Origin of the sequence: Streptomyces sp. NPDC048415 (assembly GCF_040651675.1) — a bacterium.
GTDB lineage: Bacteria > Actinomycetota > Actinomycetes > Streptomycetales > Streptomycetaceae > Streptomyces.
In genome coordinates this window covers 242,559-257,380 of the sequence record NZ_JBEZKJ010000003.1, presented here as the reverse complement: position 1 = coordinate 257,380, position 14,822 = coordinate 242,559, and the positions used below count along the sequence as shown (strand labels likewise).

The 14,822-nt window shown below is 70.4% G+C and carries 14 protein-coding genes; all 14 read right to left on the bottom strand.

From position 1 onward, the window contains the following. Window positions 1–642, bottom strand: coding sequence for a 1-hydroxy-2-methyl-2-butenyl 4-diphosphate reductase (locus AB0D27_RS04295; protein ID WP_362501837.1), 642 nt, complete (start codon window positions 640–642; stop codon window positions 1–3). Next, window positions 642–2,645 carry a squalene--hopene cyclase gene (shc, locus tag AB0D27_RS04290; protein WP_362501835.1) on the bottom strand — a complete coding sequence of 668 codons (2,004 nt, stop codon included), beginning with the start codon at window positions 2,643–2,645 and terminating at the stop codon, window positions 642–644. The genes AB0D27_RS04295 and shc overlap by 1 nt, the downstream gene beginning before the upstream one ends. Before the next feature lie 113 nt (window positions 2,646–2,758). Beyond that, window positions 2,759–3,889, bottom strand: a complete 1,131-nt coding sequence (locus AB0D27_RS04285; RefSeq protein ID WP_362501833.1) for a polyprenyl synthetase family protein — start codon at window positions 3,887–3,889, stop codon at window positions 2,759–2,761. Further along, on the bottom strand, window positions 3,886–5,304 hold the full coding sequence (gene hpnE / locus AB0D27_RS04280) for a hydroxysqualene dehydroxylase HpnE (protein ID WP_362501831.1): 1,419 nt from the start codon (window positions 5,302–5,304) through the stop codon (window positions 3,886–3,888). The genes AB0D27_RS04285 and hpnE overlap by 4 nt, the downstream gene beginning before the upstream one ends. Further along, on the bottom strand, window positions 5,301–5,441 hold the full coding sequence (locus AB0D27_RS04275) for a DUF6380 family protein (RefSeq protein WP_362501829.1): 141 nt from the start codon (window positions 5,439–5,441) through the stop codon (window positions 5,301–5,303). Before AB0D27_RS04275 ends, hpnE begins: the two co-directional genes overlap by 4 nt. After that, a complete protein-coding gene (hpnD, locus tag AB0D27_RS04270) occupies window positions 5,441–6,391 on the bottom strand; it encodes a presqualene diphosphate synthase HpnD (protein WP_362501827.1) in 951 nt (316 codons plus the stop codon). Before hpnD ends, AB0D27_RS04275 begins: the two co-directional genes overlap by 1 nt. Next, on the bottom strand, window positions 6,388–7,290 hold the full coding sequence (gene hpnC / locus AB0D27_RS04265) for a squalene synthase HpnC (protein WP_362501825.1): 903 nt from the start codon (window positions 7,288–7,290) through the stop codon (window positions 6,388–6,390). The genes hpnD and hpnC overlap by 4 nt, the downstream gene beginning before the upstream one ends. 358 nt (window positions 7,291–7,648) lie before the next feature. Next, entirely contained in the window at window positions 7,649–8,419 is a 771-nt protein-coding gene (locus tag AB0D27_RS04260) for an ABC transporter ATP-binding protein (protein ID WP_362501902.1), read from the bottom strand. 4 nt (window positions 8,420–8,423) lie between these two features. After that, entirely contained in the window at window positions 8,424–9,353 is a 930-nt protein-coding gene (locus AB0D27_RS04255) for an ABC transporter permease (protein WP_362501823.1), read from the bottom strand. A gap of 101 nt (window positions 9,354–9,454) precedes the next feature. Next, window positions 9,455–10,348, bottom strand: coding sequence for a glycosyltransferase (locus tag AB0D27_RS04250; RefSeq protein ID WP_362501821.1), 894 nt, complete (start codon window positions 10,346–10,348; stop codon window positions 9,455–9,457). Beyond that, the gene (locus tag AB0D27_RS04245) at window positions 10,345–11,124 is read right to left on the bottom strand and encodes a CDP-alcohol phosphatidyltransferase family protein (RefSeq protein WP_362501819.1); all 780 of its coding nucleotides are present in this window, start codon (window positions 11,122–11,124) and stop codon (window positions 10,345–10,347) included. Before AB0D27_RS04245 ends, AB0D27_RS04250 begins: the two co-directional genes overlap by 4 nt. Continuing rightward, the gene (locus AB0D27_RS04240) at window positions 11,102–12,163 is read right to left on the bottom strand and encodes an iron-containing alcohol dehydrogenase family protein (RefSeq protein WP_362501817.1); all 1,062 of its coding nucleotides are present in this window, start codon (window positions 12,161–12,163) and stop codon (window positions 11,102–11,104) included. The genes AB0D27_RS04245 and AB0D27_RS04240 overlap by 23 nt, the downstream gene beginning before the upstream one ends. After that, complete coding sequence (locus tag AB0D27_RS04235; protein ID WP_362501815.1) at window positions 12,151–12,903, bottom strand: phosphocholine cytidylyltransferase family protein; 753 nt, start codon at window positions 12,901–12,903, stop codon at window positions 12,151–12,153. Before AB0D27_RS04235 ends, AB0D27_RS04240 begins: the two co-directional genes overlap by 13 nt. Further along, the gene (locus AB0D27_RS04230; protein ID WP_362501900.1) at window positions 12,900–14,705 is read right to left on the bottom strand and encodes a DUF5941 domain-containing protein; all 1,806 of its coding nucleotides are present in this window, start codon (window positions 14,703–14,705) and stop codon (window positions 12,900–12,902) included. The genes AB0D27_RS04235 and AB0D27_RS04230 overlap by 4 nt, the downstream gene beginning before the upstream one ends. Between the last annotated feature and the right edge of the window lie 117 nt (window positions 14,706–14,822).

Genomic DNA, 14,822 nt, shown 5'->3' with positions numbered 1-14,822 from the left:
TCACCTCCGAGGGAGCAGCAAAGAACGGTGCCATTCAAAAAAAGCGGGAAGGACGGCACGAAGAACACGGAAAGCCGATATTCCACCGCGTACCGTGCCGATACGGACGAGTTCATGTTCAGGAGCGTCCACGACCACCCGTACGGCCGCAACCGGGCGCATGCCCGTGCGCACGGCGCTGTGGAGTGTGGACGCCGACTCCATGTCGACCGCGATTGCGCCGGTCGCGAGCAGATCCGACCGCTCGTGACCTCGGACGACGTGATCGGACCCGGTGAGCGGCCCCGTGTGGACGGTGCGCCCCGGCACGGCACGCACCAGTTCCTTGACGAGCAGGTCGGTGCCCACGCAGGGCGTGGTGCCGCGCGGGTCCCGGGTCTCCTCGGCGACGACCAGGTCACCGGGGTGCATGCCGGGGGCGAGCCCCGCGCAGAAACCCGTGGCCAGGACGGCGGCCTCGCGCAGCGCCGGGTCGGCGAGGACCCGGGTGACGGAACGCTCGGCGGCCTTGGGCCCCATGCCGGTACGCAGCACGGTGACGGGCCCGTCGGCCCCCGTCCGGTCACCGCTGCGCAGGGCGAGGTGCTCGATGCCGAGCGCGCAGGCGATCAGCAGGGGTGCCGGGGCGGGATTCGTGCTCATCAACCCCCCTTGGCCTCGGCGAACGGCTCGCCGTGGACGTAGCGGCCGAGTGCGGTGAGCGGGAAGACCTGCCGGTAGAGGTGGTAGTTGATCGAGAAGTCCCAGGGGAAGCCGGTGCCGGTGAAGTACGGCTCGTCCCAGGAGCCGTCGGGCAGCTGGGTCTCCGCGAGCCAGGCGACCCCGCGCTCGACGGCTTTGGACTCGCGCTCCCCGGCGGCGAGCAGGGCCAGCAGGGCCCAGCCGGTCTGGGAGGCGGTGGAGGCGCCGCGGCCGCTCCACTCGGCGGCGTCGTGGTAGGAGCGCAGGTCCTCGCCCCAGCCGCCGTCGTCGTTCTGCACGGTTTCCAGCCAGGCGACGGCCCGGCGGATCGCGGGATGCGAGCCGGGCAGCCCGGCGGCCACCAGCGCGGGCACCACCGAGCCCGTGCCGTAGACGTAGTTGACGCCCCACCGTCCGAACCAGGACCCGTTCGGCTCCTGGTTGGCGAGCAGCCACTCGATGCCCCGGCGGGTGCGCGGGTCGTGCGAGAGGCCCTCGACTGCGAGCATCTCCACGACGTGCGCGGTGACGTCGGCGGACGGCGGGTCGATGACCTCACCGAAGTCGCAGAACGGCAGCCGGTTGGGGAACGCGCTGGTGTTGTCGACGTCGAAGGCGCCCCAGGCGCCGTTCTTCGACTGCATCCCGAGGTTCCAGCGGATCCCGCGCCCGATGGCGTTCTCGACACGATCGGGGTCGTGGTGCCTGACGCGGCGCAGCGCGAGGACGACCTCGGCGGTGTCGTCGATGTCCGGGTAGTTGTCATTGTGGAACTCGAACGCCCAGCCACCCGGGGGAAGTTGGGGCCGCTTGACCGACCAGTCGCCGGGGCGGACGATCTCCTCCCCGAGCATCCAGTCCGCGGCCTTCACGAGCTGCGGATGGTCGGCGGGGACGCCGGCATCGGCGAGCGCGATGGTCGCGAGGCAGGTGTCCCACACCGGCGACTGGCAGGCCTCGATCATCCGTGCGCCGTCCTCGCGCCACACGGCGAAACGGTCCAGCGACGCCAACCCCTCGCGCATCACCGGGTGCTGGAGGTCGTAGCCGAGCAGGTGCAGGGCGATGATCGAGTACACGGCGGGTGGCTGGATGCCTCCCCAGCAGCCGTCGTTCTCCTGCCGTTCGATGATCCAGCGGGCCGCCGTGTTCATCGCGGCCCGGCGCAGCCTGCGCGGCGCCACCTTGCGGTACTGGTGCAGGACCTTGTCCAGGCGCTCGAACACGCCGTCCCAACTCACCACCGGAGAAAGGGGCTTGACGGGGTTGGGGTTGCCGGCATCGGTGTGCAGCTCGTCGAGCGGGAACGGCGCGGGCCGCACGGGGCGCTTCGCCGAGACGACGGTGAGCGGCACTATCGTCTGCCGCGCCCAGCACCCGAAGTCGTAGATGTTCAGCGGCATCCACTTCGGGAAGTAGATGAGCTCGGGCGGGAGTTCGGGCAGGTCGTCCCACTTCCACCAGCCGAACAGGGCGAGCCAGATCCGGGTGAAGACACGGGCCGAGGCGATGCCACCGCGCTCGCGGATCCACGCCGATGCCTTCGCCATGTGCGGCGCCTGCGGGTCGTCCCCGGCCAGCCGCAGGGCGACGTACGCCTCGATGGTGGTGGAGAGTTCGCCCGGGCCGCCGTAGAACGTGGCCCAGGTGCCGTCCTCGCGTTGTTCGCCGCGAATGAAGAGTCCGGCGGCGCGCGTGGTCGACTCGTCGCGGATGCCCAGGAACTGACGGAGGAGCAGGTCCTCGGCGTCCATCGTGACGTTCGTCTCGAGGTCGCCCTTCCACCAGCCTTCGGCGTCCTGCCGGGTGAGCAGGAAGTCGGTGGCGCGCTGTATCGCGCGCGCGGCGGCGTCTCGGGTCTCGACTGTCCCGGCCGCCTCGGGAGTCGTCGCGTGTGGGATGTCGCTGGCCGCGGCAGCGCGGGGCGGCAGGGCCCCGGTGCTTCCGTCGGTCGTCGCTGTCATGGCTTCCCCTTCGTGCAGTGGTACGTCTCTGCTGTGGGTCCGCCGTCGGCCGGTGCTTCCTTCTCCCGCGGCACCGGCCGGCGACTACGCGAGGTTCATTCGGCCGATAGTGATCATCTCTTCCGTACGACGACGAAGTCGGCGAGCGCCACGAGCTCGGCCCGTACCTGGTCGGGCATCTGGACGGCGTCCAGGGCCTCGATGGCGATCGTGTGCTGGCGGCGTGCCTCCTGGGCGGTCCACTCACGGCCGCCCGCCTCCTCGATGAGCGCGGCGCGCGCGGCGAACTCCTCCTCGGAGAAGTTCTCGAAGTCGCTGGCCTTGGCGTCCTCGGCGAGCAGTTCGCCGAGGCGTTCGGAGGCGGGGCCGCCCGCGGCGAGCGCGGCCACGACCGGCAGGGACTTCTTGCGCTGGCGCAGATCGCTCCAGGTCTGCTTGCCCGTCGCCTCCGGGTCGCCCCAGATGCCGAGGAGGTCGTCGACGGCCTGGAAGGCCAGGCCGAGGTGGTAGCCGTACTTCTCCAGCGTGTCGGCGGTGAAGTCGTCGGCGCCGCCGAGGACCGCGCCGATGGAGCAGGCGCAGGCGAGCAGGGCGCCCGTCTTGTTGCCCTCCATCTCCAGGCACTCCTCGACGCTGACACGGTCGCGGTGCTCGTAGGAGATGTCCTGCGCCTGGCCGTCGATGAGGGCGCGGGTGGCGCTGGTCAGGCGCCGGGTGGCGCGACCGGCCTCGACGGTGCCGAGCTCGAGGAGGATCTCGTTGGCCAGCGCGAACAGGGCGTCGCCGACGAGGATGGCCTGGGCGGGGCCGTGCACCTTCCAGACGGTGTCGCGGTGGCGGCGCTGTTCGTCGCCGTCCATCAGGTCGTCGTGCAGCAGTGAGAAGTTGTGCACCAGCTCGACGGCGACCGCGCCGGGCACGCCGACCTCGGGGGCGGCGCCGGCCGCCTGTGCGGAGAGCACGGCGAGGGCGGGGCGTACGGCCTTGCCGCCGTCGCCGTCGGCGGGGTTGCCCTCGGCGTCGATCCAGCCGAAGTGGTAGGCGGCGACGGTGTCCATGGGGGCTGCCAGGCGGTCGACGGCCGCCTTCAGCACCGGTGTGGCCAGGGTCCGGCCGCGCTCCAGGAGCGCGGTCACGTCCACCGCGTCGGCAGCCGTTTCGGCCGGGGGCACAGTGGGCACAGTCTCTCCTCTTGTCGCGGTACCGGGGGTGCGGGGGCCCGCCGTGCTCTGATCGAGCGTCATGCCGCCTCCTCGAAGAGTTCGAGGAGGTGATCGCGGGGCCGGCCCAGGGCACCCAGCGCGGCGCCCGCCGCACTGACGCCACTGCGGACCGCACTCTCCATGGTCGCGGGCCACCCGGTGGCGGTCCACGCTCCGGCCAGGTACAGGCCGGGGGCATTGGTGCGGGCGCCGGGCCGCAGCCGCCCGACGCCGGGGGTGGGGGCGAACGTCGCCGTGCGCTCCCGGGTCACGAAGAAGTCCTTCACTCCGGCGCCGCGCGCGGCGGGCAACAGCCGCTCCAGCTCCGGCAGATAGCGCTCGCGAAGTACGGACACCGGCTCGTCGATCTCGGCCTGCGCGGCCGACTGCGACAGAGCGAGGTACTGGCCCCCGGCGAGCCCGGACGCCTCGGTGCGGTCGAAGACCCACTGCACCGGGGAGCCGAGCGCCGCGAAGAACGGCCTGCTGAGCACCTTGCGGTCGTAGACGACATGGACGTTGAGGATCGGCGCGGTGCCGATCTCGAGGAGCTGGTCAGGGGAGTCGAGCGCCCCTTGGGGCAGCAGTTCGTGGGCCTCGCGCTGCGCTACGGCGAGCACGACCGCGTCGGCTTCGATGCTCTCGCCGGGAACCTGAACGCTCCAAAGCCCGTTTCCCTTGAGGGAGATGGAGGTGACGCGTGTACGGACTTCGGTACGGACGCCCGCGGAGTCGAGCGCCTTGCGGGCCAGGGTGTCGTGCAGTTCGCCCAGCGGGACGCGTGCCCAGCCGATGTCGGCCGCGCCCGGGTCGGACAGCAGACCCGTCTTGAACACCATCGCGGCGAGCCCGAGCGAGGCGTCTTTGGCCACCGCGTTGAGGGTGGCGACCCCCACCAGGTCCCACAGTGCCTCGATGGCACGCTCCGACTGACCGTGCGCGGCCAGCCAGTCGCCGAAGCTCTGTGCGTCGAGCGCCGGATCGGCAAGATCCAGGCCCTTGAGCGCCAGCGCGGCACGGCCGACCTTGGCACGCTCGACGAGCGACAGATGCTGATACGTCGCGAGACTGCGCGCCAGATGCAGCGGTACGGGCAGCGCGGTGCGGCCGATTCTGCCGAGCCGTCGCCCGGGTGTGCCCTCGGCGTCGAGAACGGGCACGTCGAGACGATCCTGCAGCGGCGCGAGCGAGGCTCCGTCGACGCGGTCGAGGAACCAGCGGTAGGCGGTGCAGCAGCGCAGGTACACATGCTGTCCGTTGTCCACGGTGAGATCGCCGCGCTGGAAGGAGAACGCGAGCCCACCGAGCCGCGGCCTGCCCTCGAGCAGCGTCACCCGGACCCCGGCGTCGGCGAGCGCGAGCGCGGCGGTGATCCCGGCGAGCCCGCCGCCGATCACGACGGCGGTCGCCCCCTCGGAGCGGCCCGGCATGTCAGCGGGCTGCGTGACCTCGCTCATCGTGTGCCCTCCCCCCTGGCCGTGCCGTGATGATTGAACGGTGCACGGCAGGCCATCGCAAGCAGGGACGCCGCACGGCCGCGGAGGGTTGCGTGCCGCTTTTCGCCGGTGGAATCACCTTGGACCGGATTGTCCATCAGGGGCGCCTCCTGACGGTGCGGCGGGAGACATGCCGGGCGTCGAGACCGGAGAGGCCGCGCACCGCGACGTACGCCTTCTCGCGACCGGGCAGCGAGACCCGGCCGCGCAGCACGGCCTCCGGCTCGCGCTCGATGCGGTCGAGAAGACGGCGGTAGATGCCGGCCATGGCCGCCACACAGGCGCCACTGCGCCGGTCCAGCATGGGCAGCAGCCGGTAGCCCTCGGCGAAAAGGGCGCGGGCCCGACGCACTTCGAAGTGCACGAGGCCCGCGAAGTCGGAACCGGGCGGTGGATTCGGCCCGTTGAACCCGGCCGAGCAGCCGAACTTGGCGAGGTCGTCGGCGGGCAGATAAGTGCGGCCGCCCTCGGCGTCCTCACGTACGTCCCGCAGGATGTTGGTGAGCTGGAGCGCGAGCCCGAGCGTGTCGGCATACTCCGGCGCGCGCTCGGCGCCGCGCGCCCCCGGCTCCGTACCGAACACGCCGAGCGAGAGCCGCCCGATCGCGCCGGCCACACAGCGGCAGTAGACCCTCAGGTCGTCCCAGGTCTCGTACGTCTCACCGCGTACGTCCATCAGCACGCCGTCGATCAGCTCATCGAGGCCGCCGAGCGGCACCGGGAAGGACGCGGCGGTGTGACTGAGGGCGACCGCGACCGGGTCGGTGTCGTCCTCGTCCACGGTGCCCGCTCGGACCCGGGCGAGCAGCGCCCGGGTGTCCTCGAGGCGCGCGGCCTTCACGTCCGGTGCGAGCGCGCCGTCGCCGATGTCGTCGACGCGCCGCGAGAACGCGTACAGCGCCGACATCGCGCGGCGCTTGGGCGTCGGCAGAAGTCTGATGCCGTACGCGAAATTACGGGCCTGCTGACCGGTGACCGCCTCGCAGTAGCTGTACGCGGCGAGTACCGGTGCGGACATGTGTGACGGAGACTCCACGGTCCGGATCACCCCTCTCCTCGCAGAGTCACTCCCACCTCGCGCAGCAACTGGAGCTTGCCGGGCTTGGGCGGGCCGGGAAGTACGTCGTATTCGGCGGCGGCGATCGCGCGGATCGCCGCCCTTCCCCCCGCAACAAACCCCGCGAGCAGCAGCTTCAGCCTGCCGTGGACGCTACCCACGAGGGGGGTGCCTTCATTCAGGAGGTTCGAGGCGCGTTCTGATTCGTATGCAACCAGTGCGCGCACCGATGCGCCTGCGGTGGCGGCGGCGAGATCCGCCTCCTGTACGTGAAAGCGCTTCATGTCCTCGGCCGGCAGGTAGATGCGGTCGCGGCCGAGGTCCTCGGCGACGTCCTGAAGGTGTTCGACGATCTGCAGCGCCGTGCACACCGCGTCGGAGCGGCGGACGCGCTCGGGAGTTGATGTGCCGGTGACGGAGAGGACCAGGCGGCCGACGGGGTTGGCGGACAGCTCGCAGTAGGCGACGAGGTCGTCGTAGGTCTCGTACCGCGTGACCAGCTGGTCCTGGCGGTTGGCCGCGATCAGGCCGAGGAAGGGCTCGGGGGTGAGGCCCGCGCGGCGGACCGTGGGCTGGAGGCGGCGCAGCAGCGGGTGGCGCGGGGTCGCCTCGAACACTCGGTGAAGATCGGTCTCGAAAGCGTCGAGGAGGGCGAGGCGGTCCTCGGCCTCCTCGGGCGACACGCCGAGCAGGCGGGCATCCGCGCCGCCGGGGGCGAGGTCGCCGTCGCCGATGTCGTCGACGAGGCGGGCGAAGCCGTACACGGCCATCAGATCGTCACGCCAGACCTTGGGCAGGAAAAAGGGAGCCACGGGGAAGTTCTCGTCCGCGGCCTTGTCGAGGGTGTCGCGCTCCGGATCTCCCATGCGCGCCGTCCCGGCTTCTGTCACCGCTCGCCGCCCGGCGCGAGGACGGCACGCGCATCGCCGAGCTGGAGAGTATCCGTAGACATTGCCGTCACATCTCCCGTTCTACACTGCCGACCCAATACTGCCCATTTCGGACACGCCGCCCGGAGATCCGCACGGCGCTCCGGAGCCGGGTGTCGCGCATTATCGCCCTACTTGCCGCGAATCGGCACCGGTACAGCTTACGTTGTACAACGCGGCACGCTCCGTCGGGGTGTCCTGCACATCACAACAACACACCGATTGCTGTCAAGATTCCTAAGGCCAGCAGGAGTTGGCGTTTCCTTTGCAGACGCGGGGCCCCGCCGAAGAGTTCCGGCGGGGCCCTGGGCGAAATGGGCTACTTGCCCGTGAACTTCTCGTACTCCTTGAGGACCTCTTCGGTCGGGCCGTCCATGCGCAGCTCACCGCGCTCCAGCCACAGCACGCGGTCGCAGGTGTCACGGATCGACTTGTTGTTGTGACTGACCAGAAACACCGTGCCGGCGGACTTGCGCAGCTCGCGGATGCGTTCCTCGGAGCGCTTTTGGAACTTGCGGTCGCCGGTGGCGAGGGCCTCGTCGATCATCAGGACGTCGTGGTCCTTGGCGGCCGCGATGGAGAAGCGCAGCCGGGCCGCCATGCCGGACGAGTAGGTGCGCATCGGCAGGGTGATGAAGTCGCCCTTCTCGTTGATGCCCGAGAAGTCGACGATGTCCTGGTAGCGCTCCCTGATCTGCTCGCGGGACATGCCCATCGCGAGCCCGCCCAATATGACGTTCCGCTCGCCCGTCAGGTCGTTCATCAGGGCCGCGTTCACGCCGAGCAGCGAGGGCTGGCCGTCGGTGTAGACCTTGCCCTTCTCGGCGGGGAGGAGACCGGCGATGGCGCGCAGCAGCGTGGACTTGCCGGAGCCGTTCGAACCGATCAGGCCGATGGCCTCGCCGCGGTAGGCGACGAAGGAGACACCCTTGACGGCGTGCACCTTGCGCACCCCGCGCGCCGCCTCGTCGGAGCCTCGCTTGAGGATGCGGCTGAGGGCGGCGGTTGCGCTGCCCTTGCCGGTCTTGGCGCCGTTGACGCGGTAGACGATGTGCAGCTCGTCCGCGATGACGGTGGGGACGTGAGACATCTCTTCAGCCACGGCCGTACCTCTCTTCAGCCTTCCAGAAGTACACGAAACCGCCGACCGCGACGACCACGGCCCAGAAGGTGGCGATGGCCCACACATGAGGCGGCAGGTGGGCGGAGCCGTACCCGTCGATGAGCGCGAAGCGCATCAGGTCCATGTAGACCGCGGCCGGGTTCACCTGCAGTGCGCGGATGATCCACTCCGGGCGCCCGGCGAGCATGCTGCTGATGGAGAACATGACACCGGACGCGTACATCCAGGTTCGCAGGATGAACGGCATCAGCTGGGCGAGGTCCGGCGTCTTGGCGCCCATCCTCGCCACGATCAGCGCGAGGCCGGTGTTGAAGAGGAACTGCAGAACGAGCACCGGGACGATGAGCAGCCAGGACAGGCCCGGGTAGCTGCCGAAGGCGATCGCCACGACGAACAGCACGATCATCGAGAAGAGCAGCTGCTGGAGCTGCTGCAGCGCGAAGGAGATGGGCAGCGAGGCGCGCGGGAAGTGCAGGGCGCGCACCAGCCCGAGGTTGCCGGAGATCGCCCGGACGCCCGCCATGATCGAGCTCTGCGTGAAGGTGAAGACGAAGACGCCGGTCACCAGGAACGGGATGTACACGTCGTGCGACATACCGCGGTTGGCCTTGAGGATCAGGCCGAAGATCAAGTAGTAGACGCCCGCGTTCAGCAGCGGGGTCGCCACCTGCCACAACTGGCCCAGCTTGGCCTGGCTGTACTGGGCGGTGAGCTTCGCCTGCGAGAACGCGAGGATGAAGTGCCGCCGCCCCCACAGCTGACGAACGTATTCGACGACTCCGGGCCGGGCGCCGCTGACCGCGAGCCCGTACTTGGCGGCCACGTCGGCCGCGGAGAGCCCGTCGTCGGGCGACGGTCGGTCGCTCACCGCGACGGGGCCGTCATGCGTTGTCTCACTCACAAGTGGAAACTTTCGTCTTCAAGATGCGCACAGCCAGATCGGGCAGAGGCATGAGCCAGGGACCGGGGTACGGCCACGAATTGCTCTCAGAAACGAGCTTGTCAGATCACAGGAGGCCGGCCCAGTCGAGTCAGCCGCCACACCGTACGCCACCTCATGGGACGCCGGGGCCCGCACGGACTGGTCCAGCCCTCCTTGAAGCCGCCGAACCAGGCCTTCAGGGCCGGTCCCGAGGGACGGCGGGCCAGCGTCAGGAGCATCCAGACGCCGAGGTACACCGGGACGAGCGGCGCCGGAAGGTTTCGGCGGGCGAGCCAGACGCGGTTGCGGGCCACCATGCGGTGGTAGACCGCGTGCCGCGAGGGCGCGGTCGTCGGGTGGTACAGCACCATGTCGGACCGGTAGTCGATCATCCAGCCCGCGTCGAGGGCCCGCCATGCCAGGTCGGTTTCCTCATGCGCGTAGAAGAATGCGTCCGGAAGCCCGCCGACTTCGGCGAAGACCTTCGTACGGACCGCGTTGGCGCCGCCGAGGAAGGTGGTGACACGCGAGGAACGCATCGGGTCGGAGGCGCGCAGCCGCGGGACGTGGCGGCGCTGGGTCTCGCCGGTCTCGGGGTCGGCGATGCGGAAGCTGATGATGCCCAGCTCGGGGTCGGCCCCGAAGGCCTGACGGCACAGTTCGGCGGTGTCGTGGGTGGCGAGCAGACCGTCGTCGTCGAGGAAGAGGAGCACATCGACGTCATAGCCGTCGGTGCCGCCGGGGCCGAAGGCATCGATGCCCACGTTGCGGCCGCCGGGTATGCCGAGGTTCTCGGGCAGTTCGACGGTGCGGACACCTGCCGGGACGTCGGGGACCGGCGAGCCGTTGCCGACCACGACCACCTCGACGCGGTCGCCGTCCTGCTTGGCGACGGAGTCCAGCAGGGCCCGGAGCTCGTCGGGGCGGTTGCCCATGGTGATGATCACCGCGCCGACCTTCATCGCCGTACTCACTTCAGCCTGCTCGAGGCGAGGATGGACACCAGGTGCAGCACGGTCTGGACAAGTGCGATGCCGGCCAGCACCGCGACGCCGAGCCGGGAGAAGAACAGGTCGCCCCGCACCGTGTCCAGGACGGCCAGGACCAGGATCAGCAGGGACGCCTCGATCCCGAGCACCAGCCGGTGGAACTTCAGCGCCGCGGCGGCCTTGCGGGCCAGCGCCATCCCGGACGAGCGCGGCTCGGACGCCGCCTCCTGGACGGGCGGCAGCCCGCCCTGGTGACGGGCGACACCGACGAGATCGGTCTCCGCCTTGATCAGGATCGCGCCGAGGGCGGCCAGCGTGCCGAGGAAGGCCCAGAGCCAGTCGATCCGGCCCGAGCCCCACAGATCGGCGGCGCGCAGGCCGAAGCCGACGAGCACCGCGGCGTCGGTCAGATAGGCCCCGACCCGGTCCAGGTAGACCCCGGCCAGCGAGAACTGCTGCTTCCAGCGCGCGATCTCGCCGTCGACGCAGTCGAGCAGCAGGTAGAGCTGGACCATCAGCACACCGAGCACGGCGCCCGCGATCCCCGGCACCAGCAGGGCCGGGGCCGCGAGCACGCCGAAGACAGTCATCAGGTACGTGAGCTGGTTGGGCGTGATCCTGGTGTTCACCAGGTAGCGGTCGCAGCGCAGCGAGATCTCTCGCATGTACAGGCGTCCCGCCCAGTGCTCACCGCTGCGCCGGTCCTTCACCCCTGCGGGATGAACGACGGGACGGAGTTCAGCTACTGGTGGCCTTGGCATAGTCGGAGTAGATGTCCTTGATCTGGTGGGGTTTCAGGTCGAGGTGTTCGAGGATCGTGTAGCGGCCCGGCCGGGTCTGCGGAGCGAACTCCACGACCCTGACGAACTCGTCCACGGTGAAGCCGATCTCCTCGGGCAGCACCGGCAGTCCGTGCCGGCGCAGCACCTCGGCCATGTACGCCGACTCCTCGTGCGCCCCCCGCAGATACATCGCGAAGGCCGCGCCCAGGCCGCACTGCTCGCCGTGGCTCGCCGCGCGCTTGGGGTAGAGGAGGTCGAAGGCGTGGTTGATCTCGTGGCAGGCGCCGGACGAGGGGCGCGAGTCCCCCGACACCGACATCGCGATACCGGTGAGGACGAGTGCCTCGGCCAGCACCTGGAGGAAGGCGTCGTCGCCGACGCCACCGGGGTGCCGCAGCACGGCCTCGCCGGCCTGGCGGGCCATCGCGGCGGCGAGACCGTCGATCTTCTCGCCATTGACGCGATTGGCCAGCTCCCAGTCCGCGACCGCGGAGATGTTGGACAGGGCGTCGCCGATACCGGAGCGCACGTAGCGCACCGGTGCCTCACGGATCACATCGAGGTCGATGACCACGGCGATCGGGTTCGGTACGCCGTAGGAACCGCGGCCCGCGTCGTTGTCGAGGGTCGCTACCGGGGAGCACAGACCGTCGTGGGCCAGGTTCGTGGCCACGGCGACCAGCGGCAGGCCCACGCGCGCGGAGGCGAACTTCGCGCAGTCGATGATCTTGCCGCCGCCCAGGCCCACGACCGCGTCGTAGTGTCCGGACTTTATGGCGTCGGCCAGCCGGACCGCGTCGTCGATCGTGCCGCCGTCGACCTCGTACCAGGTGGCGCCGGGCAGGGCCGGGGCGAGCCGCTCGCGCAGCCGGGCCCCGGAGCCGCCGCTCACCGCGATGGCCAGCTTCCCCGAGTGCGAGATCCGCTGGTCGGCGAGCACGCTCGCCAGGTCGTCCAGGGCACCCGGGCGGATGTCGACGACGACCGGCGAGGGGATGAGCCTCGTCAGTACTGGCACGCGATCTCCCGTCCCTTGGCGAGGTCGTCGTGGTTGTCGATCTCGACCCACTTGACGTCGCCGATCGGAGCCACGTCGATCCTGAAGCCGCGGTGGACGAGTTCCTGGTACCCGTGCTCGTAGAACTGCTGGGGGTCGGTCTCCCACACCGTCTTCAGGGCGTCGGCCAGCTCGTCGGCGGCCGCGCCTTCGATGAGGGTGACGCCGATGTACTCGCCGGTGGCCTCGGACGGCTCCATCAGCTTGGTGATCTTCTGGACGCCCTTGTCGGGGTCCACGACGACCTTCATCTCCTCGTCGGCGAGCTTCTTCACCGTGTCGAGGGCGAGGATGATCCTCTTGCCGTCGCCGCGGGCGGCCAGCAGCGTCTTCTCGACGGAGACCGGGTGGACGGTGTCGCCGTTGGCGAGGATCACGCCGTCCTTGAGGGCGTCACGGCCGCACCACAGGGAGTAGGCGTTGTTCCACTCCTCGGCCTTGTCGTTGTCGATGATGGTGATCTTGAGGCCGTACTTCTCCTCAAGGGCCGCCTTGCGGTCGTACACGGCTTCCTTGCGGTAGCCGACGATGATGCCGACCTCGGTCAGACCGATCTCGGCGAAGTTGCCGAGGGTCAGGTCCAGGACCGTGATGCTGTCCTCTATGCCCGCGGGGCCAACCGGCACGAGAGCCTTGGGGAGGCTGTCGGTGTAGGGGCGCAGACGCCGTCCGGCGCCGGCCGCCAGCACGAGGCCGATCATGCGGGTTCTCCTTCGTCGTGTACGGCGGGCGCACCGCCCAAATGAGCGGTCACCCAGAAGCGGATGCTCTCGACGAGCACCAGCAGAGCCACTGCCACGGCGAGCGCCGTGAGCGCGACCTTGAACTGTGCGGCGGTGAGCAGCGCGGCCAGGACGGTGACCAGCAGCGTCCTGCCTTCGTGCCCGCCTGTCGCCCGCACCAGCCAGTGCGGGGGCGCGCCGGCGTTGCCGCGAATGCGGTACACCGTGTCGTAGTGATGGTAGGCGACCGCGGCCACCAGTCCGAAAGCCGCGGGAAGCGCTCCGTTCACATCGGCTTTGGCCGCCAGGACCAGAACGGTGCCGTATTCGGCGGCGCGGAAGAAGGGCGGGACCAGCCAGTCGAGGGCGCCCTTGAGGGGCCGCGCGAGGGCCACGGGCGACAGGAGTACGTAGATCACGGCGCCCAGGACGGGCCACCAGCTGCCGTACGGCGACAGCGCGGCGCCGAGTACGAGGAGGGTTCCAGCGAGGAACGCGACGACCGCCGGTGCCCGGAGCGGCAGGCGACGCGTGTAGCGCGTCAGCAGCTCGGCCAGCGGGCCGGAGTCGGTGAGGTCGGCCAGTGCCTGGGCCGCGCGGTCGGTACGCCGTGCCTTGCGGGTCAGGGAGCGCAGTACGCGGCCCGCCGTGGTGTACGTGGCGGCGAAGGCGCAGCCGATGAGGAGGGCGTAGAAGGTGATGCGCGGGGTGGTCAGCGCCGTGAGCACGGCGATCATCGCCCACCGCTCACCGATGGGCAGGACTATCATCCGGCGCACCCAGACCGTCCAGCCGACACTGTCGAGCTTGTCGGAGAAGGCCGCGGTGGGACTGGTGTTGGCGGTGGCGTCGTGGTTCGCCTCGTTGAAGGAGAAGTCGACGACGTGGCGGCAGGTCTGCAGGACCATCGCGCCGAGGGCGAGTGCCCATACGTCGTCTCCGCCGCGGGCCGCTCCGAGGGCGAGGCCCGCGTAGTAGGCGTACTCCTTGGCGCGGTCGAAGGTCGCGTCGAGCCAGGCGCCGAGCGTCGAGTACTGGAGCGAGTAGCGGGCGAGCTGGCCGTCCGTGCAGTCCAGGACGAAGGAGAACAGGAGCAGCAGGCCGGCCGCGACGAAGCCGGCGCGGGTGCCGGTGGCGGCGCAGCCCGCGGCGATCAGGGCGGTGAGGAGTGAGGCGGTCGTCACCTGGTTCGGGGTGAGGCCGCGGCGGGCGCACCAGCGGGCGATGTAGCGCGAGTACGGGCTGATGCAGTACGTGGTGAAGAAGCCGTCGCGGGCCTTCACGGCGCTGCGCAGTCGTACGGCCTCGTCGTCGACGGCCGAGACGGCCTGGCGGGCCTCGTTGCGTTCCTGGGGGTCGCTGGGGACGGCGGCGACGAGCGTGCCCAGTTCGGGGCGGTACACGGCGACGCCTTCCGCGTCGAGGGCCGCGGTGACGCGCTCGGCGAGGTTGTCCGTGGCGACGGCGAGGCCGCCGGAGGCGGCGCTCTCACGGGTCACGGCCCGGGTCAGCGCCCGGCGGGCCTCGGGTTGCACCGATATCGCTCCGGGCAGCGCGGAGGCCGCGAACCGGGGGTCCGTGAGGCCGAGGCGCAGCGCGTGCAGGTGGCCCACGAAGCGGGCGTCGACGACGGCGACGCGCTGGTCCGCCGGGACGACGGCGAGCAGCGTCTCGGCCTCGCCCGCGTCAGAGGCGAGCCGCACGTCGAAGCCGAGCGACCGCAGATCGCCCTCGAGCGACGATCCGGGGACCGGCGGGCCGGTGAGGATGGCGGTCGACAGCGAACTCACTCCCTGGGTGCCCGGCGTGGCCTCGTGCCGGGCGTGTACGTGGTGGGATGGCCCCGGCCCCAGGCCCCCTCGGGCCTCGGCCGCTGGGCGGCATGTCGGCAGAGGCTA